Source organism: Tychonema sp. LEGE 06208, assembly GCF_015207505.1.
Taxonomy (GTDB): domain Bacteria; phylum Cyanobacteriota; class Cyanobacteriia; order Cyanobacteriales; family Microcoleaceae; genus Microcoleus.
Map to the genome: position 1 here is coordinate 20,767 of NZ_JADEWT010000004.1, position 25,533 is coordinate 46,299.

16 protein-coding genes are annotated in these 25,533 nt (G+C 44.3%); 11 read left to right on the forward strand and 5 right to left on the reverse strand.

Annotation, left to right across the window (positions count from 1 at the left end; translation table 11 throughout):
* Window positions 1-89: 89 nt before the first annotated feature.
* Entirely contained in the window at window positions 90-884 is a 795-nt protein-coding gene (locus tag IQ263_RS01820) for an SDR family NAD(P)-dependent oxidoreductase (protein WP_194065908.1), read from the reverse strand.
* Between the two features lie 445 nt (window positions 885-1,329).
* On the opposite strand from IQ263_RS01820, the gene IQ263_RS01825 reads away from it, so the two are divergent.
* Both IQ263_RS01825 and IQ263_RS01830 read left to right on the forward strand, forming a co-directional pair.
* Window positions 1,330-2,256 (forward strand): DMT family transporter, encoded by a 927-nt coding sequence (locus IQ263_RS01825; protein ID WP_194065909.1) that lies wholly within the window; start codon window positions 1,330-1,332, stop codon window positions 2,254-2,256.
* A 546-nt stretch (window positions 2,257-2,802) separates the two neighbouring features.
* Complete coding sequence (locus IQ263_RS01830) at window positions 2,803-3,657, forward strand: Hpt domain-containing protein (RefSeq protein ID WP_194065910.1); 855 nt, start codon at window positions 2,803-2,805, stop codon at window positions 3,655-3,657.
* 244 nt (window positions 3,658-3,901) lie between these two features.
* On the opposite strand, the gene IQ263_RS01835 is transcribed toward IQ263_RS01830, so the two are convergent.
* The gene (locus IQ263_RS01835; RefSeq protein WP_194065911.1) at window positions 3,902-4,291 is read right to left on the reverse strand and encodes a hypothetical protein; all 390 of its coding nucleotides are present in this window, start codon (window positions 4,289-4,291) and stop codon (window positions 3,902-3,904) included.
* A 584-nt stretch (window positions 4,292-4,875) separates the two neighbouring features.
* On the opposite strand from IQ263_RS01835, the gene IQ263_RS01845 reads away from it, so the two are divergent.
* The 6 genes from IQ263_RS01845 to IQ263_RS01870 all read left to right on the forward strand — a co-directional run bounded on the left by IQ263_RS01845 (window position 4,876) and on the right by IQ263_RS01870 (window position 18,187).
* A complete protein-coding gene (locus tag IQ263_RS01845) occupies window positions 4,876-7,422 on the forward strand; it encodes an ATP-binding protein (protein WP_194065913.1) in 2,547 nt (848 codons plus the stop codon).
* Between the two features lie 96 nt (window positions 7,423-7,518).
* Entirely contained in the window at window positions 7,519-8,982 is a 1,464-nt protein-coding gene (locus IQ263_RS01850; RefSeq protein ID WP_194065914.1) for a CIA30 family protein, read from the forward strand.
* Between the two features lie 183 nt (window positions 8,983-9,165).
* The gene (locus IQ263_RS01855; protein ID WP_194065915.1) at window positions 9,166-10,044 is read left to right on the forward strand and encodes a carbohydrate ABC transporter permease; all 879 of its coding nucleotides are present in this window, start codon (window positions 9,166-9,168) and stop codon (window positions 10,042-10,044) included.
* Window positions 10,045-10,468: 424 nt separating this feature from the next.
* Window positions 10,469-16,090, forward strand: coding sequence for a hybrid sensor histidine kinase/response regulator (locus IQ263_RS01860; RefSeq protein ID WP_194065916.1), 5,622 nt, complete (start codon window positions 10,469-10,471; stop codon window positions 16,088-16,090).
* Window positions 16,054-16,683, forward strand: a complete 630-nt coding sequence (locus IQ263_RS01865; protein WP_194065917.1) for a response regulator — start codon at window positions 16,054-16,056, stop codon at window positions 16,681-16,683. Before IQ263_RS01860 ends, IQ263_RS01865 begins: the two co-directional genes overlap by 37 nt.
* A gap of 7 nt (window positions 16,684-16,690) precedes the next feature.
* A complete protein-coding gene (locus IQ263_RS01870; protein WP_194065918.1) occupies window positions 16,691-18,187 on the forward strand; it encodes a hybrid sensor histidine kinase/response regulator in 1,497 nt (498 codons plus the stop codon).
* A gap of 203 nt (window positions 18,188-18,390) precedes the next feature.
* Here IQ263_RS01870 and IQ263_RS01875 read toward each other — a convergent pair whose 3' ends face one another.
* Window positions 18,391-18,816: a DUF6335 family protein gene (locus IQ263_RS01875; RefSeq protein ID WP_194065919.1), complete on the reverse strand. Its 426-nt coding sequence runs from the start codon at window positions 18,814-18,816 to the stop codon at window positions 18,391-18,393.
* A 363-nt stretch (window positions 18,817-19,179) separates the two neighbouring features.
* Window positions 19,180-19,386: a hypothetical protein gene (locus IQ263_RS01880; protein WP_194009348.1), complete on the reverse strand. Its 207-nt coding sequence runs from the start codon at window positions 19,384-19,386 to the stop codon at window positions 19,180-19,182.
* 586 nt (window positions 19,387-19,972) lie between these two features.
* On the opposite strand from IQ263_RS01880, the gene IQ263_RS01885 reads away from it, so the two are divergent.
* Window positions 19,973-20,386 carry a peptide chain release factor 1 gene (locus IQ263_RS01885; RefSeq protein WP_194065920.1) on the forward strand — a complete coding sequence of 138 codons (414 nt, stop codon included), beginning with the start codon at window positions 19,973-19,975 and terminating at the stop codon, window positions 20,384-20,386.
* 306 nt (window positions 20,387-20,692) lie between these two features.
* Here IQ263_RS01885 and IQ263_RS01890 read toward each other — a convergent pair whose 3' ends face one another.
* Window positions 20,693-22,204 carry a hydroxysqualene dehydroxylase gene (locus tag IQ263_RS01890; protein WP_194065921.1) on the reverse strand — a complete coding sequence of 504 codons (1,512 nt, stop codon included), beginning with the start codon at window positions 22,202-22,204 and terminating at the stop codon, window positions 20,693-20,695.
* A gap of 183 nt (window positions 22,205-22,387) precedes the next feature.
* Here IQ263_RS01890 and IQ263_RS01895 point away from each other — a divergent pair, with 183 nt between their 5' ends.
* Together IQ263_RS01895 and IQ263_RS01900 are read left to right on the forward strand one after the other, a co-directional pair.
* A complete protein-coding gene (locus tag IQ263_RS01895; protein ID WP_194065922.1) occupies window positions 22,388-24,607 on the forward strand; it encodes a hypothetical protein in 2,220 nt (739 codons plus the stop codon).
* Between the two features lie 149 nt (window positions 24,608-24,756).
* The gene (locus IQ263_RS01900; protein WP_194065923.1) at window positions 24,757-25,500 is read left to right on the forward strand and encodes an OmpA family protein; all 744 of its coding nucleotides are present in this window, start codon (window positions 24,757-24,759) and stop codon (window positions 25,498-25,500) included.
* Window positions 25,501-25,533: the final 33 nt, after the last annotated feature.

The following is a 25,533-nucleotide window of genomic DNA, read 5'->3' on the forward strand; positions in this document are numbered from 1 at the left end:
TAATAACTAATAACTAATAACTAATAACTAATAACTAATAACTAATAACTAATAACTAATAACTAATAACTAATAACTAATAACCATGACTAATTACCCATGAATAATTGCATCAAACCGGGGAATAATCGATAGGCTTCCGATGCAAAGAAAGCTGGGCCGACGGTAACTTCTGCACGCTGATTCTTTACAGCATCCCAGATTGCTTTAGCAATATCTTCCGGCTGAGAAGCCCAGTTTGATTTCAACATTTCGGTCATTTGTTGGCGGCGCAATTCGACTGCTGGTTCGTCTCGATCGCGAAATTGAGCTCTTTCCAAAAAATCGCTGTCGATCAAACCCGGATGTACGGCACAAACGTGAATGCCTCGGGGCGCTAATTCCAATCGCAAAGTTTCTGTTAAACCGGTTACTGCATATTTGCTGGCGCAATAAGCGGTCATTTGAGGCAAGGGCATTTTGCCGCCTATGGAACCAACATTGACGATTGTACCCGTTTTGCGATCGAGAAAATGTGGTAAAAGTTCTTGAATTGTGTTAACGCAGCCCCAAAAATTGGTATTCATTAATTGCTGCCAATCTTCGGAGGTGGTTTGCTCGATCGCCCCCGCGAGACAAATCCCGGCATTATTCACCAAAACATCAATGTTTCCGCAAGTATCTAGGGCTTTTTGGACGATCGCCCGCACTTGTTGAATGTCGCCCACATCCCCCGCAATAGGGAAAGCGGAAGTGCCTTCACGCTGCACCTGAGCCGCTGCTGCTGCCAATCTCTCTGGCTCGCGAGCCACCATCACTACATCGTAACCTTTGCTGGCAAATAACAGTGCCGTTGCTTTGCCGCTTCCTTGAGAAGCGCCTGTAATCAAAACTGTAGGAGCCATAGATAGTTATACTTTGTAAGATAAATTCCGGTTCAACCGGAATGACTGTTGACTGTTGACTGTTGGCTGTTGACTGTTGGAACAATACCGATGCAACTAAAAACGAAATGATTCGGACTTGTGTGATGTTGAATTTTGTAGGGGCGGGTTCGCCAACAATAATTGCCCACAATCTACAATCTCATAAACCCGCCCTGCCCTGCGGTATTGAAACTATAGCAGATTTAAGGTTATTTTAGGCGCGCTCTAGATTGTTGTTTTTGATTGTGGTAATTTTTAAGGATTGGCGATGGGCTTTTTTTTAACGAACCGCGAAGGCGCAAAGAACGCGAAGAAAGAGAGGAGAAGGTAAGATAAAATTAAAAGTTATGATTGGCTGCACAGATTGGGATCTAGATTTTACTAATTACCAATTACCAATTCCCCATTACCAATTCTCGAAAAAATGAATTTTCCGAAACAACCGCAGAATTGGTCGATCGCCCTATTGTTAATTATCGGCGTTTTGGCAGTCTCAACTTCTTCGATTTTAATTCGGCTGGCGAACATGGAAGCAGGCGCGGGCGGCCTCGGTTTCAGTCTGATCCTCGCCGCTTCTCGCTTGAGTTTGTCTTCCTTAATTCTGCTTCCGGCTTGGCAGAAAATTCAGTGGAATTCTTTGCAACCGGGAGCTCGGCGCTATGCTGCGGCGGCTGGTTTGTGTCTCGCCCTGCACTTTGCTCTCTGGATTACCTCACTTTCTTATACTTCGATTGCGGCTTCGACAGCCCTCGTCACCACAACTCCGGTTTGGATAGCGCTGTTGTCGCGCTTCTGGTTTGGCGAAAAACTCACCAAAATGTCGATCGCTGGCATTACTATAGCCCTTGCAGGGGGAATGGCGATCGCCCTGGGGAGTGCGGGCGCAGAAAGTGCCGGCAGCAGTAAACTCCTAGGCGATTTCCTGGCTCTGGCTGGTTCCTGGGCTGTCAGCTTGTACCTGCTGTTGGGGCGCGAAGCTCAGCGGCGGGGACTGGGAATTGGCGGTTATATCGCGATCGCCTATACTGTTAGTGCGATCGTCCTGCTGCCTCTCCCCCTCGCCTTGGGCACCCGTTATACCGATTATTCGCACATTGTATATTTTTATATTTTGTTGACGGCTGTCTTGCCTCAATTAATCGGCCACACCATTTTAAACTGGGCCGTAGTGCAAATTTCCCCAACTATAGTAACTCTTGCCGTATTGTTTGAACCAGTAGCGGCGAGTTTTTTGGGTTATTTGCTGTTTCGGGAAGTGCCCGCGCTGGCGGTACTCGCAGGTGCTGCGATACTGCTATTTGGCGTAGCAACCGCTACAGTCGGAGCAAAAAAAAGCACAGTCAACAGTTAAGAATTCTCAGCCTTGCCACTACAGTTGGCGTGAGTCAGAATAAAAAAGATTAGAGCTACAAAATACAAATCAGTGGGGAGCATATCAAGGAGTTTCCACAGTTTATAGCAAACAGCATACAGGTTGATAGTTACCTCGGACTTACGCGCGAGGAGATTGCCAGCGAGGGCAATTAATTTTTCCTTTCCCTCCTACAAGGGCTTGTGATTAATCACATTTTGGATTTTTCGTTTACCGACTAGCTCGCATTGGGTTAAAAAAAACTAAAAAACCCAGAAAATGGGTGGGTTTTAACCGACTTACACGCCTGCTCTCAGGGAATAAATTCCCTGGCAGAATTGGTTGGTAGTGCGGACTAAAGTCCGCAATCCGGGAACGGAATTTAGTCTGCACTAGGAACCTTTTTTGTTACGATCGTAGACCGAACGTGATATGACCAATGACGAATGACTAGCCTTCGACTTCGCGAGCAGCTAAAATGACTAATGACTAATGACTAATAATTAATGACTAATAATATTTGGGTGCATTTCGGAGAATAAAATTATGCTGCCAGAACAATTACAGCGGGTCATCGGCTACTTTCTAGAAGAAGCCACAGAACACATCCAAATCATCGAACAAGGCTTGCTTGGCCTGCAAAACACTGTGCAAGCTCCCCAAAGAATACACCAGCTCATCCGAGCCTCGCACTCGATCAAAGGGGGAGCTGCTATGCTCGGATTTAGCAGCATTCAGCGAATTGCCCATCGCTTGGAGGATTATTTAAAAGTGCTTAGAGAATGTCCGATCGCCGTTGATAACAGGCTGCAATCGCTGTTAACTGAAGTATCTGATATTTTAGCAGCCCTCATGCACAAGGTTTCTAAATTTTTTGGCCTCAACCACGAAGATGCAAATCAAATGCTCTCCCTCGCTGAACCGGTTTTTGACGAACTCGACGCTTATTTGAGAGTGCTGATTCCGACTCGCCTGACTGTGAGAGTTACTACCGACGAACACATTCACATTTTCTCCGGTTACTGCACATCATTGGATGAATTTTCCTCCGCCATTGCGTCGCGCGTCGGTTTGCTCCGAGGTACTATTACTCGCCACGAGCAAGAAGGCGATGGCCTTCGCCTTTATCTTGACATTTACCTGCCTCCTTACACCAGGATCGAAAACATCCGCCAAGCTGTCGAACTCTCGGGCGCTATTATCGGGACTTTTCAGACTCAGCGAGACTTTTCGTTACTGGTGACGGATTATCCGCTTTACCCAAGTGCGATCGAGCCTCCCGCAATTTGCAACGGATGTCGCTACTATTACGGCAGAAGCGACGGCGGCCATGCGCTCAACTGCACGATCCATCCCCGCGGCCCGGAAGATGAAGATTGTCGCGATCGCGAACCAGAATAAGGATTATAAAAATCAGATTGCGAACCAGGATTAGCCACCAAGGAATATTTTAGAAAAAATCAATATTCTCCATCAAACTTTTGATATAGCTCGCTATCAAATTCTTCTTTCTTCCTTGTTAATGCTATCAAATGCCAAGTTCTTTCTTCTTCCTTATTCCTTCTTCCTGATGACGTTGTACGGAAAGCTCGCGGGGGACAGGACTAATACTAATGACTAATGACTAATGACTGATGACTGATGATTAATGATTAATGACTTCTTCCTTCTTCCTTCTTCCTTCTTCTAAAATCCCCCTGAAAGCTGATATCACAACTTTAATTAATTGCATCATGCTGGAAGGATGCGCCACTGCCCAGATATTGATAGTCAGACAAGCGATCGCCATAGCTAGCAAGATGTATGTCGGAGGCATTACAACCCCGATCGCGAACCAGGTAAAAACGTGAAATAACATTGCGGCAGCCCAAAATCCAGCCACAACAGCAGACGCCCAAACTTGCATTCGAGGTCGGTTTAGTCCGATCAAAATCCCTGTTTGCAAAGTAGTCAGCAAGTTTGCCGGAACTAAAAAAGCACAGATACCTATGCAGTAGGTATGGGAAAACTGAGTAGCTGTATTGAAGTCGAGCATTAGTCTAATTGTCGGGCCTGTTGGATATACTTAAAGAGCTTAACGTAACTTGACTTTCAGCTCCTGTCATCATTAGCTTAACTTAATATTTTCCTCCCAGGGCCGGTCGGAAGACACATCTCTCTCTCCCCGTTCCAGCGAGCCATATTTTACCACAAAATTAACTTTGTGGAAAATTATTAAAAGTTCTTGAAGAATAGTAAGAAGTGCTGGCATAATTAACAGGGGGGATCGATCGCAACTGAAGAGCCAAGTCTGCAAAAATATCTAGAATGCCCGGGCCGGTAGAGCAGCAACACAACTGCTGGTTGATTTTTGACTAGATCGTTTTCGACTAGCGGACGCTCGGATGATTAATTGCTAGGGTCAGTCAAGGAATCGAGCCGTTACGCGATCGAACACTTCTGGAGATGATTGCAAAGCCCATTTTCTAGCAACTACCAAGGTAACGCCCGACAAATTATAGTAGGGGCTCCCCTCACCAACAAATCAATCCACCAGTCTAGAGATATCAACCCGCCCCCACGACTCAAATCTCAAATCTATAGAACCCTCTCAAAATTTTACAGAACCAAATAGAGAAAATGAATCGACAAATCACAATCCCAGCACTCGAAGAAGTTGACTTAACAAACTGCGACAAAGAGCCCATTCACCTATCGGGACACATTCAGCCGCACGGGGTGCTAATTGTTGTGCGAGAACCTGAACTAGAAATACTGCAAGTTAGCGAAAATACGCAAGAGTTGTTGGGATTCGATGCCAAAAGTGCGATCGGTCAAAATTTGAGCTTATTATTCGATCGCGCTCAGCTAGAAAAATTTAATGCTTGCTTGGAAAAGGAAAACTTAAAAACCGTCAATCCCATTAAAGTCTCCATCGAACAAGCAGGTAAATCATTAAAATTTGACTGCATACTCCACCGAACAGAAGGAGTTTTGATGGTCGAATTAGAATTAGCCACTACCACAGAAAGTCTTTCGGTATTTAGCTTTTATCATTCAGTAAGATCCACTGTCAGCCAAATTCAAAACGCCACAAATCTCCAAAATTTATGTCAGCAAACTGTCAAAGAAATCAGAAGAATTTCCCAATTTGATAGAGTAATGGTCTATCAATTTGACCCCGACGGTAACGGCGCTGTCATCGCCGAAGACAAAGCAGAAAACCTGACTCCTTTCTTAGGATTAAACTACCCCAATACAGATATTCCAAAACAAGCCAGAAAACTGTATTCGTTAAATTGGTTGAGGTTGATTCCCGATATTAATTATCAACCAGTCCCCCTCGTCTCCGGCAACAATTCTATTCCCAACAAACCTGTAGACCTCAGCTTTTGCGTATTGAGAAGCGTTTCTCCCATTCACATAGAATACCTGCAAAATATGGGTGTGACAGCTTCGATGTCAATTTCATTAATCAAAGATCAAAAACTGTGGGGATTGATTGCTTGCCACAACTATACACCAAAATATCTCAACTATGAAGTGCGCGCCGCCTGCGAATTTATCGGACAAGTAATGTCCTTAGAACTGCAATCAAAAGAAGGAAACGAAGACTACGATTACAAACTTTATTTAAAATCAATTCAAACCAAGATTTTTGAAGACATATCAACCGCCGAAAACTTGTCAGAAGTGTTCGGTAAATGCCAGCACAATTTGCTGGAAGCAGTCAACGCCCAGGGAGCAGCAATAATATTTGGAGACAATTGCTATCGAATCGGAGAAACACCTCAAGGAGAATCTCTTAAATGCTTAACTAATTGGGTGCAAAAAAACCTCAAAAAAGAAATATTTTATACAGACTCGTTGACCAAATTCTATCCAGAAGCTGAGGCTTTTAAAGATACAGTCAGCGGGTGTTTAGCCGTAGCAATATCGCCAATTCAAAAAATATACGTTTTGTGGTTTCGCCCAGAAGTAATTCAGACAGTCAATTGGGCGGGAAACCCCAACAAAAAACTTGAAATAGATGAAGATGGCAGCCCCAGACTGTCTCCTCGCAAATCCTTCGAGCTGTGGAAAGAAAATGTTAGTTGCCAATCATTGCCTTGGAAACCATGCGAAATAGAAGCAGCATTGGAACTAAAAAAAGCAATGATTAATATAGTCCTGCGCCAAGCCGACAAACTCAACAAATTAAATACAGCATTAGAAGCATCTGTCGCCAGAGAACGCGAAAAAACCGCTCATTTAAAAATAGCGATGTCTGAGCTTAAGCGCGCTCAAACTCAATTAGTGCAAAGCGAAAGAATGTCGAGTTTGGGACAGTTGGTGGCGGCGGTAGCCTATGAAGTCACTAACCCGATTAATTTCATTTACGGAAATCTTACCTATGCCAACGAATACAGCGAAAAACTCATCAATTTATTGCAGCTTTACGAACAGCACTATCCCTCGCCTTCGCCAGAAATTAAAGTAGAAATAGAAGCAGCAGAAGTAGAGTTTATAGTTGAAGACTTACCCAAGTTGCTGGGTTCAATGAAAGTAGGAGCTAACCGCATCCGCGAGATAGTTCAGTCGCTGCGAAATTTCTCTAGAATTGACGAAGCAGAGATTAAACCAGTTGACATTCACGATGGATTGGACAGCGCTTTGTTGATTTTGAGCAACCGACTTAAGCCGAAGCCCGTGAAGCAAAGCTATCCCCTTGGGAATCGCCCTGCAATTCATCTCATCAAAGAATATGGCTCTCTGCCTTTGGTTGAGTGTTACGCAGTTGAGATTAACCAAGTGTTTATGAATGTGCTGACAAATGCAATTGATGCCCTAGAAGATGCCTTTGTCAACAAGCACTTATCGTCGCAGCGCGGCGGCAAAGAAGAGCCAGCCAAGAGCGGACAAATTCGGATCGTGACAGAAGTTTGTTCGGAAGAAAAAGCCGTAAAAGTTCGGATCGAGGACAACGGTTGGGGTATGGAAGAAACAGTCCGCCAGAAAATATTTGAGCCGTTTTTTTCCACCAAACCGGTGGGTAAAGGTGCAGGAATAGGTTTGGCAATTTCCTGGGAAATTGTGGTGAAACAACACGGCGGCAAATTGAGCTGCATTTCTGCCCCCGGAGAGGGAACCGAGTTGATTATTGAGATTCCGCTGAGACAAATTCATCCGAAACCGATTGTTAAATGAAAAAAAGTGCGATCGCCTCCCAAATCCACAAATCGAAAATTCGACTAAAATACAAAAGCAGCTAAGTAGATTTGAGCCAAATTTGAGGAAGCGACTGTGACAGAAAAAAATACCGCCCAATGGGATGCCGGCAGATTTGTCAAAACCTTGGCTTATTTCGGCGTTATTCCCTTCATTGGCAGCATTAGCTGGCTGCAACAACTGTTCGGAAGCAGCAGCAACCAGAAAAAAGACGAACCCAAACTCGTACTCGTAGCCGGTGCGACTGGCGGGGTGGGAAAGCGAGTTGTCAAGCGGCTGCAACAGCGGGGATATAAAGTCCGCTGTCTCGTCAGAGATACCAAAAGAGCAACAGAAATTCTCGGAAAAAATGTTGAATTAGTCGAAGGAGATATCACTCTCGCCGAGACGCTAACGCCCTTAGTAACCGAGGGGGTAGATGCAGTTATCTGCTGCACCGGCACCAAAGTTCAACCTGTAGAAGGAGACACCCCAACCAGGGAAAAATACTATCAAGGCATCAAGTTTTATATGCCGGAAGTTGTGGATGTTCCCGAAATAGTTGAATACAAAGGCATCAAGAATTTAGTGCAAGCTGTTCGCAGCCAGCTCGTTAAAGCAGGCGAAAAAATCATTTTCGACTTCACAAAACCTACCCAAGATTTAAAAGAAACTTGGGGCGCTCTCGACGATGTTGTGATGGGCGGCACTAGCGAAAGTTCGATCGTCCTTACAGACAGTACAGCTATATTCACGGGCAATGTTTCCACGGCAAACTCCGGCGGCTTTGCTTCCGTCCGCACCCGAAACTTCGATTCTCCCCTCAATCTCACAGGATTTAGCGGCCTCCAACTGCGGGTAAAAGGGGATGGTAAGCGCTACAAGTTGATCGTGCGTAGCGAGGCTAAATGGGACGGCATTGGCTATAGCTATTCGTTTGATACTGTTTACAATACTTGGATTACTGTCACCGTTCCCTTCGATAAGTTAATTCCAGTATTCCGGGCGAAAACTGTGAAAGATGGCTCGAAATTAGATCCGAGCAATATTTATTCTTTTCAGTTAATGCTGAGCAAGTTTGAATACGACGGCGGGCTGAATCCAAAATTTACACCGGGCGTTTTTCAACTGGAATTAGAATCTATTAAAGCTGATGGCGGGCAGACGTTGCCGCGATTTGTGATGGTGAGTTCGGCTGGAGTGACGCGCCCGGGCCGCCCTGGACTTAATTTGGAAGAGGAACCGCCGGCTGTGAGGATGAATGATATGTTGGGGGGAATTTTGACTTGGAAGTTGAAAGGTGAGGATTGCGTGCGATCGAGCGGCATACCTTATACTGTTGTCAGACCTTGTGCTTTGACTGAAGAAGCGGGCGGCAAAGCTTTGATATTCGAGCAAGGAGACAATATTCGAGGTAAAGTTAGCCGGGAAGATATTGCAGAATTGTGCGTGCAAGCTTTGTCAGAACCGCAGGCTTGTAAGGTGACATTTGAGGTAAAAGAGGGGGAAGATTCTCGTTCTCCGGGAGATTGGGAGGCTTTGTTTTCTGGGGTTAAATAACAATTATGGAATAAGATTAAACGAACCGCGAAGACGCAAAGAACACGAAGGAAGAGGAAGAAGAAGATGCAGTTCTTCCTTCGCGCTTTTCGCGTCTTCGCGGTTTAATCATTCCGATGAAACTAGATTTGGTATGATGAGTAAAATAATAACTAATAACTAATAACCAATAACAACTAATTTATGCATTTGAATTTTTCCCGACGAAATCTGACGCCTTATTTGTTTTTGTTTCCGGCTTTGTTTATTTTGACTTTAACGGTTTTGTGGCCGGCGCTGCAAGCTTTTTATTTGAGTTTTACTAATTACGAATACGATTTAACTCAAATGCCGCAGTGGGTGGGTTTGAAGAATTTCGATCGGTTGTGGCGCGATCGCACTTTTTGGCAAACTTTGACCAATACGCTGCTGTATCTGATCTGTGTAGTGCCTGTATTGGTTGTTATACCGCTGGGAATGGCCATTTTGTGCAATCAAAAGCTGCGGGGGATGAACTGGTTCCGCGCAGCATACTACACGCCTGCGGTGATTTCGATGGTTGTCGCCGGGATTGCTTGGAAGTGGCTGTTTGCTGAAACTGGATTGCTGAATCAGTTGGGGGAATTGTTAGGTTTACCTCCGGTTTCTTGGCTGGCAAACCCCAAGGTGGTACTCTTTAGCGTGATGGCAGTTACTATATGGAAAGGCTTGGGTTATTACATGGTGATTTATTTGGCGGGGCTGCAATCTATTCCGGCAGAACTTTACGAAGCTGCTGCGATTGATGGTTCGGAAGGTTTGCGGAAACACTGGGATATTACTGTGCCGCTGATGAAGCCTTATTTAGTTTTGGTGGCGGTGATTTCGGCGATTTCTGCTACTAAGGTTTTTGAAGAAGTTTATATTATGACTCAGGGCGGCCCTCGCAATAGTTCTAAGACTGTTGTTTATTATCTTTACGAACGGGCTTTTAAGGATTTGGAAATTGGTTATGCTTGTACCATCGCCCTAGTGTTATTTTTGCTGATTTTAGGTTTGTCGGTTTTGCAAGTTAGCCTTCAGGGTTTGACTCGCAATGATTGAGGAGTCATTGGTCATTGGTCATTAGTCATTGGTCATTGGTCATTTGTCATTAGTCATTGGTAATTTGTCATTGGTCATTGGTCATTAGTCATTGGTCATTGGTCATTAGTCATTGGTCATTGGTCATTGGTCATTGGTCATTAGGAAGAAGATAAGACGGCGGTTTCAACCGCAGAATCTCATTTAATTAAGTAAAATTTAGCACATTTTCCCTACGCAATAACACGCAAGTACCAAGCCTGTTTAAAGATTAAGTTAAATAACTAATGACAAAGCTCTGAGACTTGTACTAAGCTTGAGTATATCTCGGAAGTTTTGCGATCGCCCGCGCCGACCACCCCTCTGACACAACTAATTAACTTTCGTCAATAGTACAACTCGTGCAAATGGGCTGCAAACCCTTTAAATTCAAATTTATTAAACTATGATTTTACTAACAGGCTATCAAATCACTGAAAAGATTTACTCTGGTGTCAATACTGCAATTTATCGGGGAATCTGGCAAGAACAGGATTTGCCAGTCATCGTCAAAACCCTGAACAGCGAGTATCCAACTCTGGAAGAAATTACCCGATTGAGACATGAATATAAAATCCGAGAAAATCTGAAAGATATCGAAGAAATTGTCAATTGCTACCGTCTAGAAACCAATCAAAATGGTGTAGCGCTGACCTTAGAAGATTTTGGAGGCTTGGCTTTATCTATTTTTTTAATGGCGACCAAACTTGACTTAAAACAATTTCTGGAAATTGCCGTTGAACTAGCCAAAAGTTTAGGCAAAATCCATCAAAACCAAATAATTCACAAAGATATTAAACCGCACAATATTATTATCCATCCCGAAACCTATCAGGTCAAAATTACTGACTTCAGCATCTCCTCGCACTTGGTTCGAGAAAACGCAACTCCCAGCTATCCCAATTTGCTCGAAGGTACGTTAGCTTATATTTCGCCGGAACAAACTGGTAGAATGAATCGGGCAATTGATTACCGCAGCGATTTCTATTCCTTGGGTGTTACTTTTTACGAGATGCTGACTGGTGAATTGCCATTTAGGGCGATCGACCCTTTAGAATTAGTTCACTGTCACATCGCTAAAATCCCCCCCACTCCCCGCAGTTTGAAGCCGGAAATTCCCGAAGCAATCTCTGCCATCGTGATGAAGTTGTTGGCGAAGATGGCGGAAGATAGGTATCAAAGCGCTGACGGGCTGAGATTTGACCTCGAAACTTGTCTGGCGCAACTACAAGCTACTGGCAATATATCTGATTTTACTGCCGGAAATGCCGATCGCGCCGGTCAACTCCTCATCCCCCAAAAACTCTACGGTAGAGAAGCTGAAGTCGCCGCTTTACTCAGCGCTTTCGAGAGAGTTAGCGGTGTAGAACCCCCCCAATCCCCCCTTGTTAATGGGGGGATTTCGGAGCGAATTCCCCTTGTTCAAGGGGGAATTTCGGAGTGGCATTCCGTTGGTAAAGCGGGGCTTTCAGGGCTTTCTTCACCCCCCTTAGCAAGGGGGGCAGGGGGGGTCGAATTAATCCTGGTTTCCGGTTACTCCGGCATCGGCAAATCCTGCTTGGTAAATGAAGTTCAAAAACCCATTGTTCGGCAGCGCGGCTATTTCATCTCCGGTAAATTTGACCAATTCAAGCGCAACATTCCCTACGCTTCCCTAATTCAAGCATTCCAGTCATTGATTCGGCAGTTGCTAACAGAAAGTGCAGCATCTATTCAGACTTGGAAACAAAAATTGCTAGCCGCTTTGGGAACCAGCGGTAAAGTTGTCACAGACGTGATTCCCGAAGTCGAACTAATTATCGGGAAACAGCCGGAAGTCCCGCAATTGGGGCCGGCAGAATCGCAAAACCGATTTAATCTGGTGTTTAAACAATTCCTTAGCGTTTTTACTGCCAAACAACACCCGCTAGTGGTTTTTCTCGACGATTTGCAGTGGGCAGATTCCGCATCGCTGAAATTCATTGAACTGCTAGTGACGGATTCAGAAAGCAAATATTTGCTGCTAATTGGAGCCTATCGAGATAACGAAGTCAGCGCCACCAATCCGCTGATTCAAACCATCGAAAACATCCAAAAAAATGATGCAGGACTTCCAGCAAAAGTCACTAATATTGTTTTGAATCCCTTAGATTTGAGTCATGTAGAGCAATTAATTTCTGAAACTTTAGAAAGCCAAATTTCCCCAAACATCAAAGTTTTAGCAGAGCTACTTTTTAACAAAACCCAAGGAAATCCCTTCTTTCTGACTCAGTTAATCAGAACTCTTTATCAAGAAACACTGTTAGTTTACGATTTTCCATCGAGTAGGTGGCAGTGGGATATCGGGCACATCCAAGCAATCGGGATTACTGACTGCAATGTCGTAGAGTTAATCGCTCGAAATATTCGGAAGTTGTCCGCTGCAGCGCAGTCAGCCTTAAAATTAGGGGCCTGTATTGGCAACCGGTTTAATTTAGAAGTCCTGGCAATTGTCAGCCAAAAATCTCAAAAAGAAACAGCATTAAGTCTCTGGGATGCTCTTCAGGCAGGGCTAATTTTGCCGCTGAGCAACGATTACAAAATTCCGCTGGTTTTTGAAGGTTCGGAAACCGGGCTGTCGGGGCTGCAAGATGTTAAGGTTGGCTACAAGTTTTTGCACGACAGAGTGCAGCAAGCAGCTTATTCTTTGATTCCCGATGAGGCCAAGCAAGCAACGCACCTCACAATCGGTCAACTGCTGCTGGAGAATACTCCCGTCTCCGAGATTGAAGAAAATGTCTTTGATATTGTCAATCAACTTAATTTTGGTGTTGAATTACTCACAGAAAAATCCGCAAAAGATCAACTGGCAAAACTGAATCTGATTGCTGGTAAAAAAGCTAAAGCATCCAATGCTTACGAAGCTGCTGTCAGATATTTAAATGTCGGTTTGGAACTGATTAATTCCCCTCAGTCCCCCGTAAGTATAGGGTCAAGTTGGCAGACGGATTATGACTTGACGCTGAACCTGCACGTAGAAGCGGCGGAGGCTGAATATCTCAATACTAACTTTGGGCGATCGCAAGAATTAGCCGATATCTTGTTGCAACAAGCCACTATCCTGCTCGACAAAGTTAAGGTTTACGAACTCCAAATCCAGTCTTATATATCTCAAAACCAGATGCTGAAAGCCATCGATACTGGTTTAAAAGCTTTGGAAATGTTGGAATTTTCCCTGTTGGAAATCCCCCCAGAGGGTTTGGGTGGAGTTAATTTACCTCAGATTGAGGAACTAGAAAATATTCCGGTAATGACTGATGACTATGAGTTGGCGATAATGCGTATACTTTCGGTTCTGCTTTCTTCTGTTTTTACAACACAACCAGAACTATTGCCGCAAATTGTCTTCACAATGGTTGATTTTTCGATTAAACGGGGTAATTCAGCACTTGGGGCGATCGCCTATAGTTGGTATGGCTTGTTGCTGACTGGGGCCTTAGGAGATATAGACGCTGGATATCATTCGGGACAATTAGGTTTGAAGTTATTAGAGCAATTTAATGCTAAAGAACTGAAATGCAAAGTTTATACTATGTTTAACACTTTTATCCGCCACTCGAAAGAACACGGTAGGGAGATCATCGCACCTTTGAGCGAGGCGATACAAAGCGGTCTAGAAACAGGAGATATGGAATATACTTGTTATTCTGCTCTCAACAGTTGTTCTGCTTCATTTTTGATTGGAGAACCCTTAGAAAAGGCACTACAAAAACAATTACAATACTTCACTTTAGCACAGAATGTAAAACAAGACGTTTCTCTAGAAATGCTGGGAATATGGGGGGGGATTATTTTAAATTTGCGAGATATATACCCAAACAAATCTCAATCAACAGGTAAAGATTTTAAAGGGACAGAAATATTGGCTCGCCTGCCACAAGTTAACAATTATCTGTCAAATTTTAATTATTATCTTGCTAAATTGCTGCTAAATTACTTATTTAAAAAGCCAGAACAAGCAGTTATTGATGGATCTGTAGCAGCCAAATATGCACCAGCAGCAATTGGCTTCATGATGCTAGGTACGCACAATTTTTACTATTCCCTCGCACTCCTGGCTGTGTATCCAACTGCTGACAGTGCAGAACAGGAAAAACATTTGATGCAGGTAGCAGCGAATCAGGAAAAAATGCAGAAAAGGGCGCACCACGCACCGATGAATTACCAGCACAAATACGAGTTAGTTGAGGCAGAAAAGGCGCGGGTGTTGGGAGAAAAAGACCGGGCGATGGATTTTTACGATCGCGCAATTCAACATTCCGGCGAACAGGAATACATTCAGGAAGAAGCTTTGGCTAATGAATTAGCCGCCGAGTTTTATCTTTCTCTCGGTAGGCAGAAAATTGCTAAGGTTTACATGACTGACGCTTACTACGGTTATATCCGCTGGGGTGCGAATGCTAAGGTTGCTGATTTAGAGGAACGATATCCGCAGTTAATTGTACGGAGGCCGGAAAGTGAAAATTTAACAAGTAGCAGCCAGACTGTGAATGCAACTTTTGCAACCGTTATTGGCAGTCACAAAGCTTTAGATTTCGCGACAGTTATGAAAGCATCTCTTGCTATCTCCGGCGAAATTGTCGTCGATGCTTTGCTGCAAAAATTGATGCAGATTGTGCTGGAAAATGCGGGTGCCCAAAGTGGGTATCTGATCGCGCCGAAAAACGGTGATTTTGCGATCGAGGCTGCGGGAGAAGCGGGCGCAGATGTGCGAGTGTTATCGGGCGCGGGCTTGGATTATCCGTATCCGCGATCGGTCATCAATTTTGTCGATCGCACTCTCGAAGATATTGTCCTCCACGATGCCTGCAGCGAAGCAATTTTCAACAACGACCCCTACATTATCGAACACCAGCCGAAATCGGTGTTATGCGTGGCGATCGTCTATCAAGGCAAATTAACAGCCATCCTTTATTTAGAAAATAATTCGATCGCAGGCGCTTTTACTCCCGATCGATTGGAAGTATTAAAACTGCTTTCTTCCCAAGCTGCGATCGCCCTGGAAAATGCCCGCCTTTACACAAACTTAGCAACGGCGAACCAACAACTAGCAGAATACAACCTTACCCTAGAAGCAAAAGTTAAAGAACGCACCCAAGAATTAAACGAAAAAAATGCCCTGCTTTCCGAAGAAATTCAAGAACGCCAAAAAGCCGAAGCCAACGCGCGAGATGCCAGCCGCGCCAAAAGCGAATTTTTAGCTAACATGAGCCACGAATTGCGAACGCCCCTCAACGGCATTTTAGGTTACGCTCAAATCTTTAAGCGCGACAAACATTTCTCAGCCCAACAACAGGAGGGAATTGGCGTTATTCACCGCTGTGGCGAACACTTGCTCGCTTTGATAGAGGATATTTTAGACCTTTCTAAAATCGAAGCTAGAAGAATGGAACTCGTGCCAACAGAATTTAATTTTCTAGATTTTATTCAAAGCATAACTGCCATTTTTAGCATCCGAGCCGGTCAAAAAAATATAGCTTTTAATTGCGAATATCTTTCATCTCTTCCCGCTACAATCTTGGCTGATGAAAAGAAGTTACGGCAAATTTTAATTAATTTAATTGGCAATGCAGTTAAATTTACTGAAAGGGGTGGAGTTACTTTTAAGGTTTCCGCAGTCGATTGTGTAAAGGATGGAACCCAGACTGAAGTTCTTACTGCGAACGTGAAGATTCGGTTTCAAGTAGAAGACACGGGAATTGGCATCGCTACCGATGAATTGCTAAAGATATTTGCACCTTTTGAACAGGTAGGTAATAGTCCGCGCCATACTGAGGGAACAGGCTTAGGATTGGCGATTAGCCGCCAATTAGTGGAGATTATGAGCGGTGAATTGAAAGTAGAAAGCACCTTAGGCAGAGGTAGCATTTTCTCCTTTGAGTTGGAGTTGCTGGCAGTTGACAACCCAGCTCAAAATAATAAGTATTATCCCAAAAATATTAAGGGTTTCAAGGGTGCTGATAAGAAAATTTTATGGCGGACGATCGGTGGGAAAATCGCTCGATTTTAATTCATCTACTGGAACCGTTGGGTTTTGAAATAATTGAGGCGACCAACGGTCAAGATTGTGTGAATAAAGCTCTAGAATTTCAACCGGATTGTATTTTGATTGATTTGGTGATGCCGGTGATGGACGGATTTGAAGCGATGCGGCAAATTCGGAAGTTGCCCCAACTGCAAAATGTGGTGGCAATCGGCACTTCTGCTAGTATTATGGAAGCGGAAAAGCAGGAAAGTCTATCAGTAGGATGCAATGCTTTTATTCCCAAGCCGATCCGGGCTGAGGAACTTTTAAATTGCTTGCAAGTTCATTTGGGTTTAGAATGGATTTGCGAGGAGCTGCAATACCCGAACGCGGAATCTGAAGTTTTTCACAACCAATCTCAAATTCAGCATGAAGAAATCATTGCTCCTCCGGCAGAGCAAATCGATTTACTCTTTGAATTAGCCATGATGGGTGACTTAGGAGGTATTCAAAAACAAGCAGAAAAATTGGCACAACTTGATATTAAATATGTCTCTTTCGCCAACCATCTCAATCAATTAGCTAAAAACTTTGAAGAAGAAAAAATTTTAGAATTTGTAGAAAAATACAGGAATTAGTAAAACTATGAGCATCTTATCTTGGGAAGAAAGCGCAATTTTGATCGTTGATGATAACCCGAATAATTTGGCATTGCTGTTTGATTTTTTGACGGAATCGGGATTTAAAGTGTTAGTGGCGCGGACGGGAGAGAGCGCGATCAAAAAAGCTGAATACTCGCTGCCAGATTTGATTTTGTTGGACGTGCTAATGCCGGGAATTGACGGTTTTGAAACTTGCCGGCGTTTGAAGGCTGGCGATTTGACCAAAGAGATTCCGGTGATTTTTATGACGGCGCTGAATGAGACGGAAGATAAGGTAAAGGGATTTAGTTTAGGGGCTGTTGATTACGTTACTAAGCCGATTCAAAATGAAGAAGTTTTAGCTCGCGCTAAAGCGCATTTGAGCGTCTGCAAGCTGACTCAAAAACTTCAGCAGCAAAATGTGCAGATGGAGCAGGAAATTGTCGATCGCAAACAAGCTCAAATTAAGCTGGAACAACTGGCTGCTGAGTTGGAACAACGGGTGGACGATCGCACGGTGCAACTTTCTCAAGCCAACCTGCAGCTACAAGCAGAGGTTAACCACAGGCAACAAATACAGGAAAATTTGCAGAAGTCCCTGCACGATCTCAAGCACGCTCAATCGCTATTAATTCAAAGCGAAAAAATGTCGGCTTTGGGGCAAATGGTAGCAGGAATTGCTCACGAAATTAACAATCCGGTGAATTTTATCTGCGGCAATCTCAATTACGTTCGCGATTATGCTGAAGATATTCTCAAGGTGCTGGAACTTTACCAACAGCACTATCCCGCTCCGGCACCGGAAATCACATCAACAGCAGAAGCCGTGGAGCTAGAATTCATCCAGGAAGATTTGATGAAAATACTCAGCTCGATGCAGATAGGGGGCGATCGCATTCGCGAGATAATTCTGTCTCTGCGGTATTTTTCGCGGCAAGAAGGGCGAGAAATGGAGTTGATTGATATTCATGAAGGTATCGACAGCACGCTGATGATTTTGCACAATCGGCTGAAATTTAAGGCGAACCGTCCCGCGATTGAAGTTATTAAAGAGTATGACCCCAATTTAAAAAATGTAGAGTGCTGCGGCGGGGAAATCAATCAGGTATTTATGAATATTTTAGCTAATGCGATCGATGCGATAGAAGAATCCTGCAGTGAAAAAAACTTCGAGGAAATTAAAGCAAATCCCTACGTGATTCGGATTTGTACGAAAGTCAGCAACTCCAACACAGCAATCATTAAAATTTATGACAGCGGGCCGGGAATGAGCGAGGAGTTGTGCGATCGTATTTTTGACCCATTTTTTACCACAAAGGCGATCGGCAAAGGTACCGGAATCGGCTTGTCAATTAGCTGGCACATTGTCACAGAAAAGCACGGCGGCAGTTTGCAGTGTTGTTCGACACCAGGCCAAGGAACAGAATTTGCGATCGAACTTCCAATCCGACAAAAAGCGCGACAAATGGCGGCCTCCGGTGTCCAAATTGGAGGCTGCTAACCAATCGCAGATTAGACATCTTGCATTCATACCATATCCGGTCAATGACCATAACGAAAGCCGTTCGTAGTGCGGACAGTCGTCCGCATTACGAACCTTGAAAATATCGGCATTGAAAGAGCATTGCATCGGCCTTCAATCTGCGTTTTACCTATTAATCAAATATTTAGGCAACTGCTCCCCTAGAGTAACAACAAATAAACCTATAAATCCGGCCTCTCCTGATAATCTTCCGCAGAACTTGGGTCTAATTCCCACCGACTTTCATCTCGATGTTCCAACATATCTGTTGTGTGCAAAATAGCTCCGTCCGCCATTTCAATGCCCGCTGCAGCTCCGAGTTCGTCAACCATATCTTGGTCGGGAGTTGGAGCGCTTCCCCCCACCAATTCCTCGCCAGTCGCACGTTCTTGTTCCGCCGCCGCAACCTCGCCATCGTCGCCGCTGAGTTGGGAACTGCTCGAACCGTATTCCGAACCGCTGTCGTTCAAGGTTGTGATTTCATATTGCTTCAATCCCGGTTCAACGATAACGCCAGTGCCGTAAGATTCAGTAATTTCTTGAGGCAAATCGCTGGAATTCTCGCGCTCTTCAGTTGCTTGTTCAGCTCGTTTATTTGGCTGTGCCATGATATCTACTCCAGATTTTTTTGGATTTTATTCAATAGTTGGAACTTTTGCTATTGGCTTTATCTTAATTGTTATTAATTGCCAACTGCTGTAATTAATTGCAACTATAACTGTTTTTATTTTTTTTAGCTTCTATCCCAAGAAATATCTTGATTTGGCTCGGCTATAGCGGTTCGATCGCGTTGTGAGGTATGCCCAATCCCTCCGCTTCGCTCCGCCCTGCGCGGGCCACGGAGCCCCATCCCTCCGCTTCGCTCCGCCCGACAGCACCTCATATGAGAGATCGAAATGCTATATTTCATTGGGAATACAAAAAACATCGCCCTTTCCAATGGGCGATGCTTTTTCTAAGTAGCGCTAACTCTATTCGGGAAAATCAGGAATTACCCATTTGGGAGGTTCCGTCCGTTTCCTTCTGATCGCTTCCTCTGCCATTTCCAGCATTTTGTCGAGAGAGGTATTTTCAATAAAGTTTGACGTTGCCGCCGCGTATTCTCGCTTCGGGCACTTGTCGCCCAAAACGCAGCCATTGACGCAAGCTACAGCACAATCGACAGTGTTCTCCACCATAACTTTTTTCCTTTCACGGTTCCAACAACAAGCAGGCAGATGCTCTTGGTGAATTTGTCAAGAGACTGCCCTTTGTCTTCATTTTACTTTACAAATAGTCGTTAATGTCGATCGCCCGGACAAAACTGTTTTGACACTCAGGGCGCGTGAATGCACTCCTGATTCTTGGCTCTACGAACGACTTTAAAACCCACTATCCACAGCGGCAATGCTTAAACCAATTAACCGTGCAGTAGCACCAATTAACGAGCCTAACTTAGTGAATCTCAGAGAGTCTATCTCCCCAAGCGTAGTAGGATACGAACCTACTGTTTGGGCGTGCCCCGCCCTACACTTCCTGTCAAAAGTATTACTTCTCTGATGGTGGGATGTTATTTTTTAATCCCTAGCTGTTTTAAGAGTTTTCGCCGCTCTTTGCCCAAAATTTGACGCCTAAAAGTGTGTCTCTCAACCGTTTCACGATGGCGAAGGAGTTCAACCTTGACAATTATTATAATCATAGCACCTTAAAAGTCGTCAAGCTGATCGTGGGGTTTTAGCCCCAAATTTCTGATAAAATCAAAGCAACCTACCGAATCAGCCGATTATGAGCAATTTTCTGCGCCGCTTAAAACTTTTACCTTGGCGAGAAATGCTGCAAATTGCCGCCCTCGTCAACTCAATCGTGATTGGAGTTGAGCTATTTTTAGCCTGGGGTTTCACGCAATCGCGCGCAATCCGCAACGTCGTGACGCTTCTCTACGGCTCCTCCCTCGGAATATTGATACCTTTCGTTGCCGCAGTGGGAATGGGAGCTTTAGCAGTGTACTTTTTAGAGCATTGGCACCAGCAATATTTGCTCAATAAAATTAATTTGTGGGTTTTAGTTTTGTGCGTGCTATTCGGTTTGCTGTTAAAGTCATTTCTGCCCATACCTCCTTTGTTAGCAAGTTTATCGGAAGCCTCACTAATCGGAATTACGGTGGGAGTTTTTTGGAAAGGCAGGCCTTATTGGCGATAGTTTTTAGTCAGTTGTCAGTTGTTAGTTGTCAGTAGGCAGTAGGCAGTTGTTAGTTGTCAGTTGTTAGTTGTCATTAGTCATTAGTCATTAGTCATCAGGAAGAGGGAATTTATTGCTTTAAGCAGTTATTGTAAAATGTGCATTTAGCACCCTACAATAACTGTCAATATCGGTAAAAACCCCGGTTTCTTTGATCTCATTAGTAGGGTGCGTCATCAGAGAAAACCATAGCTTTTTGTACTAAACCTAAAAAATACGCACCCTACAATGACTACTGACTACTGACTACTGACTACTTCCTTCTAATTATGGCAGCCAAAAATCGGGAAGAAAAGTATTAGTCAAACTGCGAGCAAACTGATTAATCTGTCTCCCAACTTGAATGTGTGGCTCATCAGCCTCTACAGGAATAATGGCCGCTTTTTTGCCAATTCCGAAACGCGAAATTACCAAATTTGCCGCCTCCAAACCAGTAACATAAGCCTTTTCCTGCGACCAAGAACCGTGACGGGTAACAACCCAATCGCCGCTCATAAATACATTATCATAACTTGTTACCGCCGGCAACAAATACTGATAACTTCCCGGTGCAAAATGCGTCACCGCCCGCGACAAGCGAATCGCGCTGCTGTCAATTACTTTTGCATCCCGAAAAGCGGGAATACAAGTCGCTAAATCCCGCTGCACTAAAGCAACAATTTCCTCATCTTTCAGGGGAATTAATTGATTGGCGTGATAAAAGTCAGCTTCGACAACTGTTCCCGGTTCCGCTCGGAATTCGTCGTGCAAAGCATTCAAATCAAAAAATGTCCAACCCGTAGTTGAACTAAATCCAAAACAGGCATTTGAAGGTAGCGGAATGTTAATTTTTCTGTCAAACCAGAGACGGACAGCTAACACGTCAACAGCACCCAAATTCATTACGTCCCTAAATTCTTGGCGGCTTTGCAAAGCGGGGCTGGTGCTAATAATTTTTTGCATTCCAGTAACGCCAACTGCAAAAATAATTGCATCTGCCTCGAAGGTTTTATCGCCACAAACCACGCCTGTAGCTCGGTTGTTGCTATCAACGATTAAATCAGTAACTCGTTGATTTGTCAATACTTTAGCGCCGATTTTTTCCACGCGATCGACCCAGGGTCGAAAGATTTTTTCCCCGACAGTACCGCAACACCAAACTACATCAAAATCCGCTTGGTGTGCTAAGATGAAATAATAAAGCATTCCCAAAGCTGCGGCGGCAGAACATTGTTCTCCTGGTGCAAATAAACCTACTAATAACATCGGCTCGAAGGCATCGCGGTACAGCCTCGCAGAGACGCCAAACTGTTTGAACAATTCGCGGGCTGTAACGCGATCGTACCTGCGCCAAGCTGCGTCGGAGTTGTCGAAATCTAGGACGGCGTAGAGTAAAGGTAAGGCTGAAAGTCGATCGACTAATGGCAGTCTTTTAAATTTGGTGTAGAGAAAGGTTCCTAACGGTGTGGGAAGTCGCGGCTCGTCCTGAAATATTGGCGATTCTACTTCCAAGCCGGCGGGGGAATACTGACAGGAACGAGTCCAAGGCGTAAACGGATCGAGTCCTAATTCCTTGACTAATGAAAAGATATTTTTGTAGGGATACCAGAAGCCGTGAATGCCTGCTTCTACGGAACGCCCACCGGCGGTTTTCCACCCCGCAACTAAGCCTCCCGGCTGAGGGCCTGCTTCTAACAAAGTTACGTCGTAGCCTTGCTGGGCCAGGTGATAGGTGGCTCCTAAACCGGCCCATCCTGCGCCGACGACGACTATTTTTGGGGCTGGCGATTCTGCTGACATTTTGTACCTCTTCATTTTTGATTTATGATGACATAATTTATGAATAAAAGTGAAATATGCGATCGATTAGCTGAAAGTTATAGTGTTTTTTTGACGGTGGGAAATGTTATATTAAAACGTTAATGTTGGTTTTTTTGATAATTGAGATTCGAGTAAAATACACAAATTAAACGGGTTGTCAATATGCAATTAATTAATTATTTGACTGCTATTTTTGGGGTAATTTGGCAGAACAGCATTTTTCACTGGGCGGCGCTAATTTTGCTGGGCGTGGCTGTTTGGGGCGAGTATACTTCTGTGAAGCAATATCAGCGGTATCTGGGGGCGAAAAGCCGATCGACTTCTGATGCGATCGACTATTTGAGCTCGAAGTCAGACAGCGGTACATCAGGGGCGATCGCACTGCAGCAGCGGGAAACACCTGCAGATACCTGGAAACTGCTGCTAGACTGGTTTAGCGAACACTTGGCGGGCGAAATTACCGCAGGCGGCGATGCTTACAGGGCGCAGGTAAAATCCGGGCGGTTTGTGTTGTTTCAGTATCCCGCAATTTTAGGGCGATCGGCACCTCGAAGTCAGTGGCGGTTTGTACCGAGCACCTTAGTCGCGCTGGGGGTTTTAGGTACATTTTACGGCATTCAAACCGGCTTGCAAGATGTTAACTTGGGTTCTTTGCAAGATACCAAAGAATTGCTACCGTCGATCGGCACGTTGCTGGAGGGAATGAAAACAGCGTTTTCGACTTCTTTGATGGGTTTGGGCTCTTCTAGCATATTTACGCTTGTCTTGGCTTGGGGCGATCGCGCGCGCATTGCTAATCGCGATAATTTACGCAATAAATTAGATAAAATCGCCAAATTACAAACCCCAGAACAAATATTTTCCCGCGCCAATTCTAGCGGCGATGTTGAAAGTGCGATCGCCCTTGCAACCGAAACAATGAGAACCGGATTTGCTCAAATTGTTGAAGCCCAAAGCAATGTCAACTCCCAGGAACTCGGACAGCAAATCGGTTTAGCAATGGCCCCAGTTTTTCAAGATATTCGCCAAGAGTTATCCTTACTCAAACAAATTAAAGCCGACCAAGGCGAAGAGATATTAAACAACCTACTTTCAGGACTCCGCACCGAAGTAATCGAACCAGTAGTAGGGCGGTTAGATCAAAGCGCCCAGTTAACTCAATCAGCATCCGAAGCTGTCAGAGAACTCAAGAACGAATTGGGCGGAATATCTTCTAGTTTAGCACAATCTATCCTGACAATTCAAACTTTCCAGCAAGATACATTAGTGCAGTTGCAGGAATTTGCCACCAACTTGCAGCAGATTTTAGGACAGTTTCAGACAGACACCCACGGCGTTTTGCAAGAAATGGCTACCGAAATGCGATCGGGAGTTGGAGAAAGTATTGAAGGCATGAAAGCCCAAAGAACAGCATTCCAAGAAAGCGCCCAAGAAGCCGCCAACACCTTTAGAGGAATCCAAGATAACTTGCAAGCATCTCTCCACACTCAAGCAGCACAAGAAAAGGAAATGCTAGAAGGAGTTGAAGCCAGAATGACCAATATTTTAAATGCCACCCACGCAGCTTTTCAAACTCAGTCAGATACCATTAAAGCAGTTGGCGATGAAGCTTCCGGACTGATGGACAAAGCGCGAGAAAATCTGGTTGGTAGTTTGCAAAATGTTGACACTATGCTGCAAAATACCCGCGTTACAGTCCAGGAAGAATTAGACAACTTCCGGGTTACATATCAATCCTCTCTCCAGCAATTCTTTACCGCACAAAACAACTTATTAGAAGGTACTTTAGGTAAACAGCAAAAAGGTTTAGCGCAGGTTGTACTGGGCTTGCAAAAAGTTTTTCAAGAAGAATCGCAGAAGCGCAAATTGATGTCGCAGCAAGTTGACGAAAGTATGGACAAAATTTTGACAACAGCCGCAGAAGTGAGCCAGTTTGCTAATTCTGTGGGGTTGAATTCCAGCCAGCGTTTGGCACAGTTGCAGGAACTAGCGAAGATAACCGGACAAGAAGTGTTGCGGGTAGAAAGCGTGTATGAAAAAATGGCAAATCAGTTCAATGCCGAAGGGGAAAGGTTGCAAACTACCTATACAAGTTTGGTGAATCAATTAAATGCAGCTTTGCAAGCGGAACAAGAACAAGTGCGGCGGGTTGAGAGTGCGTATCAAAATATGAGCGATCAGTTCGATCGCGCGCTGCAGTCTGGTAACAATCAATTAATTGGCTATTTGGAAAAAACTACGTCATCCCAGCACAAGTTTTTTGAAGAAGCGGATTCTTCGATGGCAAAAGTATGCAGCGGATTGCAAGAAAGTTCTGATGGTTTAATGCAGGTTGCTCATTATTTGGTGGCGGCGGCTGATAATTTGGGAACGAAGAAATAAGCTATCAACAGTGAGGTTTGTATTTAGACTTTACTCCTCATAAAGAAGGACTGAAGTTCTCATCCAGTTAGAGACTACGATCGCGCTTGGGATGATATTTAGAGGTTGAGGACTGAAGTCCTCACAACAAACTAATTAACAGTGCAAAAATGAAAGATTTATCCGATTTAGATAATTCACCGGAAATAGAAGAAGAGGAAGATTCCAGCGTCTTGCTGTCCATCGGCGATTTAATGTCCGGCTTGCTGATGTTGTTCGCCCTCCTGTTCATCACCGTGCAAATTCAACTCAGCGAAAAGGTGAAAATGCTCGATGAAAAAATTCTTCAGGTGGAAAAACTGCGGCAGGAATTGCAGCAATATCAAAACGCATTTAAAGGATTACCGCAGATTATTGTCAATGCTTTAGAAGGGAAACTTGGAGACAAAGATATTTTTACAGTCGATCCCGGAACCGGAGATGTCAGTATTCGCGATCGCATTTTGTTTGATAATAACAGTTCGGTGCTCAAACCAGAAGGAAAAAAGTTTTTGCAAGCCTTCATTCCCATTTACAGCCAAGTCCTTTTTGCTAACCAACAGTTTGAAAAACAAATTTCTCGTGTTGTCATTGAAGGACATACCAGTTCTGCCGGTGCAGAACCAAAAAATCTGGAACTGAGTTTGCGGCGGGCTTTAGCTGTTTCTAATTATATGTTTTCCGAGGAGGTAAATTTTCCTAAAAAAGCCCAATTGCAGCAGAAAGTATTAGTTTCTGGGCGGGGAGAATTAGATGCGAATCCGAATCAAAATGCAGCGGGCGATCGCAAAGTAGTCTTCCGCTTCCAATTCCGCCGCGAAAACTTGAATGTTGACTTAAACCGCCAATTACCATCCTCCGAAGGTAAAAAATGAAAATTCCCGATCGCAATTTACCGCTGAAACCGC

Excerpts from the sequence above, each read along its gene's own strand:
- IQ263_RS01870 (WP_194065918.1), top strand. The coding sequence starts at position 16,691 with ATGAGCATCTTATCTTGGGAAGAAAGCGCAATTTTGATCGTTGATGAT.
- IQ263_RS01875 (WP_194065919.1), bottom strand. The coding sequence starts at position 18,816 with ATGGCACAGCCAAATAAACGAGCTGAACAAGCAACTGAAGAGCGCGAG.
- IQ263_RS01895 (WP_194065922.1), top strand. The coding sequence starts at position 22,388 with ATGCAATTAATTAATTATTTGACTGCTATTTTTGGGGTAATTTGGCAG.
- IQ263_RS01825 (WP_194065909.1), top strand. The coding sequence starts at position 1,330 with ATGAATTTTCCGAAACAACCGCAGAATTGGTCGATCGCCCTATTGTTA.
- IQ263_RS01820 (WP_194065908.1), bottom strand. The coding sequence starts at position 884 with ATGGCTCCTACAGTTTTGATTACAGGCGCTTCTCAAGGAAGCGGCAAA.
- IQ263_RS01880 (WP_194009348.1), bottom strand. The coding sequence starts at position 19,386 with ATGGTGGAGAACACTGTCGATTGTGCTGTAGCTTGCGTCAATGGCTGC.
- IQ263_RS01830 (WP_194065910.1), top strand. The coding sequence starts at position 2,803 with ATGCTGCCAGAACAATTACAGCGGGTCATCGGCTACTTTCTAGAAGAA.
- IQ263_RS01835 (WP_194065911.1), bottom strand. The coding sequence starts at position 4,291 with ATGCTCGACTTCAATACAGCTACTCAGTTTTCCCATACCTACTGCATA.
- IQ263_RS01845 (WP_194065913.1), top strand. The coding sequence starts at position 4,876 with ATGAATCGACAAATCACAATCCCAGCACTCGAAGAAGTTGACTTAACA.
- IQ263_RS01855 (WP_194065915.1), top strand. The coding sequence starts at position 9,166 with ATGCATTTGAATTTTTCCCGACGAAATCTGACGCCTTATTTGTTTTTG.
- IQ263_RS01865 (WP_194065917.1), top strand. The coding sequence starts at position 16,054 with ATGGCGGACGATCGGTGGGAAAATCGCTCGATTTTAATTCATCTACTG.
- IQ263_RS01890 (WP_194065921.1), bottom strand. The coding sequence starts at position 22,204 with ATGTCAGCAGAATCGCCAGCCCCAAAAATAGTCGTCGTCGGCGCAGGA.
- IQ263_RS01900 (WP_194065923.1), top strand. The coding sequence starts at position 24,757 with ATGAAAGATTTATCCGATTTAGATAATTCACCGGAAATAGAAGAAGAG.
- IQ263_RS01860 (WP_194065916.1), top strand. The coding sequence starts at position 10,469 with ATGATTTTACTAACAGGCTATCAAATCACTGAAAAGATTTACTCTGGT.
- IQ263_RS01885 (WP_194065920.1), top strand. The coding sequence starts at position 19,973 with ATGAGCAATTTTCTGCGCCGCTTAAAACTTTTACCTTGGCGAGAAATG.